Origin of the sequence: Streptomyces sp. SID5910 (assembly GCF_009862125.1) — a bacterium.
Taxonomy (GTDB): domain Bacteria; phylum Actinomycetota; class Actinomycetes; order Streptomycetales; family Streptomycetaceae; genus Streptomyces.
Map to the genome: position 1 here is coordinate 1 of NZ_WWHX01000094.1, position 4,049 is coordinate 4,049.

Annotated in this window: 4 protein-coding genes; 2 read left to right on the forward strand and 2 right to left on the reverse strand. The window is 75.0% G+C overall.

What is annotated here, in order from left to right:
- Window positions 1-101 precede the first annotated feature (101 nt).
- The gene (locus GTW67_RS03595) at window positions 102-1,547 is read left to right on the forward strand and encodes an aldehyde dehydrogenase family protein (RefSeq protein ID WP_161163333.1); all 1,446 of its coding nucleotides are present in this window, start codon (window positions 102-104) and stop codon (window positions 1,545-1,547) included.
- A gap of 60 nt (window positions 1,548-1,607) precedes the next feature.
- Here the strand turns inward: GTW67_RS03595 and GTW67_RS03600 are convergent, their stop codons facing one another.
- Entirely contained in the window at window positions 1,608-2,213 is a 606-nt protein-coding gene (locus tag GTW67_RS03600; RefSeq protein ID WP_161163334.1) for a TetR/AcrR family transcriptional regulator, read from the reverse strand.
- 134 nt (window positions 2,214-2,347) lie between these two features.
- Between GTW67_RS03600 and GTW67_RS03605 the strand changes: the two genes are divergently transcribed.
- Window positions 2,348-3,205, forward strand: coding sequence for a methyltransferase domain-containing protein (locus GTW67_RS03605; protein WP_161163335.1), 858 nt, complete (start codon window positions 2,348-2,350; stop codon window positions 3,203-3,205).
- On the opposite strand, the gene GTW67_RS03610 is transcribed toward GTW67_RS03605, so the two are convergent.
- Window positions 3,164-4,049, reverse strand: an 886-nt coding sequence (locus GTW67_RS03610; RefSeq protein ID WP_202436782.1) for a glycosyltransferase family 4 protein, incomplete at its 5' end; no start/stop codon positions are given. The two genes, GTW67_RS03605 and GTW67_RS03610, sit on opposite strands and share 42 nt — an antisense overlap.

The following is a 4,049-nucleotide window of genomic DNA, read 5'->3' on the forward strand; positions in this document are numbered from 1 at the left end:
TCACTACGCCCCGGACAAACGCCACCCGCCGCCCCGCGCCCTACCGTGGACCCCGCACCCCCGTACACACACCCCCAACGCGGAAGGGCCGGGACTCCACTATGACTTCCACCCACGCCTTCTGGCTCGCCGGCCGCCAGGCCACCGGTGAGGACACCTTCGACGTCACGTCCCCCTGGGACGGCCGCACCGTCGCCACGGTGAGCCTGCCGACCGACGCCCAGGTCGAGGAGGCCGTGGCCGCCGCGTACGCCGTACGGGACGAGTTCGCCGCCACCCCCGCCCACGTCCGCGCCGCCGCCCTGGACCACGTCAGCCGCCGCCTGGTCGAGCGCACCGAGGAACTCGCGCAGCTCATCTCCGCGGAGAACGGCAAGCCGATCAAGTGGGCCCGCGGCGAGGTCGGCCGCGCCGTGTCCGTCTTCCGCTTCGCCGCCGAGGAGGCTCGCCGCTTCAACGGCGGCGAGGCCCAGCGCCTCGACACCGACGCCGGCGGCCAGGGCCGCATGGCCCTCACCCGCCGCTTCCCCAAGGGCGTCGTCCTCGGCATCGCGCCGTTCAACTTCCCGCTGAACCTGTGCGCCCACAAGATCGCCCCCGCGATCGCGGCCGGCGCGCCGATCATCCTCAAGCCGGCCCCCGCCACCCCGCTCTCCGGCCTGATCCTCGGTGACCTGCTCGCCGAGACCGAGCTGCCCGCCGGCTCCTGGAGCATCCTCCCGGTCTCCAACGACCGCATGCCCGCCCTCGTCCAGGACGAGCGGCTGCCGGTCATCTCCTTCACCGGCTCCGAGACCGTCGGCTACGCGATCATGGACTCGGTGCCGCGCAAGCACTGCACCCTGGAGCTGGGCGGCAACGGCGCGGCCGTCGTCCTCGGCGACTGGGCGAGCGACCAGGACCTGGACTGGGCCGCGACCCGCATCGCGACCTTCTCCAACTACCAGGGCGGCCAGTCCTGCATCTCGGTGCAGCGCGTGATCGCCGACGCCGCCGTCTACGACCGCCTGCTGCCGCGCATCGTCGCCGCCGTCGAGGCCCAGGTCACCGGCGACCCGAACGACGCCGCCACGGACGTCGGCCCGCTGGTCAGCGAGGCCGCCGCCGAGCGCGTGGAGTCCTGGGTCGACGAGGCCGTCGCCGCGGGCGCCAAGCTCCTCACCGGCGGCAAGCGCGACGGCGCCACGTACGCGCCGACCGTCCTCACCGACCTGCCGGCCGACACCACCCTCGCCTGCGAGGAGGTCTTCGGGCCCGTGCTGAGCGTGCAGAAGGTGAACGGCGAGGACGAGGCGTTCGCCGCCGTCAACGACTCCAAGTACGGCCTCCAGGCGGGCGTGTTCACCCACGACCTCCAGGCCGCCTTCCGCGCCCACCGCGCCCTGGAGGTCGGCGGCGTCGTCATCGGCGACGTGCCGTCCTACCGCGCCGACCAGATGCCGTACGGCGGCGCCAAGCAGTCCGGCGTGGGCCGCGAGGGCGTGCGCTTCGCGATGGACGACTACACCTACGAGCGGGTGCTGGTCCTGACGGGCCTCGCCCTCTGACCCACCCCGAGAAGGCCGGCGGCCCGAACCCACTGTGCGGGGGTTCGGGCCGTCGGCGTTTCAGTCGGGCTCGCGCGTCTGCCGGACGCCCACCAGCGCGGCCACCAGGCGGGTCATCGCCGGCCGCGGGTCGGGGGCGCCCGGCCAGCCGGTCATGAGGAGGTGGTGGGCGGTGCCGACGACCGCGAGGGCCACCGTGTCCGGGTCGACGCTGTCCGCCACCCGCCCGCCGTCGCGCTCGGCCTCCAGATAGCCGGCTATCGCCTCCTGGATCGTGGCGAAGCCGGGCGCGCCGCCGGTCAGGGCCTCGCGGACGCGTGCCGCCGCCACCGGACGCGTCATGGCCAGGCCCGACACGGCCGGGCCGCCGCGGTCGAAGAGCGAGAGCGCGACCGCCGTGAGGTTCCCGGCCACCGTGCCCCGGCCGACGAGGGCCGTCAGCGCCCGGGCCTGTGCGGCCGTGCGGGCGAAACGGTCGAGGCACAGCTCGGCCACGAACTCGTCGAGCCCCGCGAAGTGCGTGTGCAGCAGCCCCTTGGCGCAGCCGGCCTCCGTGGTGACGGACCGGCTGGTGAGCGCGCCCGGCCCGTCCCGCTCCACGACCCTCTCCGCGGCGGCGAACAGCCGCTCGCGCACGTCCGGTGTCGCCACTCCACGGGGTGACATGGGCCTCGCTCCCTCTCGGCGTCGGCGCCGCGGTCGGCGCACCCTCTCGGATCGTAAGGGGATTGCCAGTATGGGCGCATGCCCATACTGTTTGGGCGAACGCCCATTCTCCGTCGGGAACGCAGGAGGCACTCGTGTCCGAGATCGTCAACACCGAGCAGGCGCAGGCGTGGAACGGCCCCGAAGGCGCCCACTGGGCGAGTCATCAGGACCGGTGGAACGCCGTGAACGAGGGGTTCGACGCACCGCTGCTCGACGCCGCCGGGATCACCGGGAGCCACCGGACGCTCGACGTCGGCTGCGGCGCCGGGCAGACCACGCGCCTCGCTGCCCTCCGGTCCCCGCGGGGCAGCGCCCACGGCCTCGACCTGTCCGGCCCGATGCTGGCCGAGGCACGGTCACGGGCGGCCCTGGAGGGCCTCGCACACGTCACCTTCGAGCAGGGCGACGCGCAGACGCACCCGTTCGAGCCGGGCTCGTTCGACGCGGCGATCAGCCGTTACGGGGTGATGTTCTTCGCGGACCCCGAAGCCGCCTTCGGCAACATCGGCCGCGCTCTGCGGCCCGGCGGACGCCTGGCGTTCGTCTGCCCCGCCGAGCCCTCGCTCAACGGCTGGGTGACCGCCATGGCGGCCCTGCGCGGCATCCTGCCCCTCGGCGACTTCGCCGCCCCGGGGCTGCCCGGCATGTTCTCCCTGTCGTCCCCGGGCCGGGTCCGCGCCGTCCTCACCGCCGCGGGATTCGCCGACGTGGCCGTCGACCCGGTCGAGGCGTACGGAACCTGGGGGAAGGACGCCGACGACGCGGCGGAGTTCCTGCTGGACACCGGGCCCGGACGGCACTTCCTGGGCCAGGTCGACGCGGCCGCACGGGACCGCGCCCGCCGCACGCTCACCGACCACCTGCGCGGCCATGGGGCGGCCGACGGCACGATCCGGCTGCTCAGCACGTCATGGCTGGTCACAGCGGTCCGCCCGGCGGGCGTCTCGTAGGGCCGACGACGGGCCCGCCCCGGCCGACAGCAGGTCACGCAGCGTCGCGTACGAGTGGTCCCAGGTCCATTCCGCGCGTACCCGGTGCAGGCCCCTGCGTCCCATCACCCGGGCCTCGCCGGGATTGCGCAGGAGTCTGACCAGCCGGTCCGCCGTCGCCGCCACCGAACGGCCGTCCACGACGTGCCCCGTCTCGCCCTCGCGCACGGTGTCCGGGGCGCCGCCCGAGTCGCCCGCCACGACCGGGAGTCCGGACGCGGCGGCCTCCAGGAAGACGACGCCCAGCCCCTCCACCTCCAGGCCGCCCTTGCGGGTGCGGCAGGGCATGGCGAAGACGTCGGCGGCGGCGTAGAACGGCGGAAGTGCCCGGTGCGGGTGCCCGCCGGCGAAGACCACCGCGTCCAGCACCCCCTCGTCCCACGCGAGCCGGCGCAGTTCCGGGGCGTACGGGCCGTCCCCGACCAGGAGGAGCATGGCGTCGGGGACCACCCTGCGCACCCACGGCAGCGCCCTGATCAGCGTGTCCTGGCCCTTGCGCGGGATCAGCCGGGCCGCGCACAGGATCACCGGACGGTGGCCCAGGCCGTATCTCGTCCTGACCGGGGCGCCGTCCACGCCCGGGTGGAAGACGGCGGTGTCCACGCCGGGGACGAGACGGGCGGTCCGGGTGCCGGGGGCGAGGGCCGCCTCGACGGGGCCCCGGGTGCTCGCGCCCAGCCAGGTCACGGTGTCCACCTGGGTGCCGATGCGGCGCAGCAGGTGCCGGGCGCCGGGGGTGCGGGCCCACCACACCTCGTGGCCGTGGGTGGTGGCGACGGCCGCGCGGATGCCCGCCGCGCGCCGG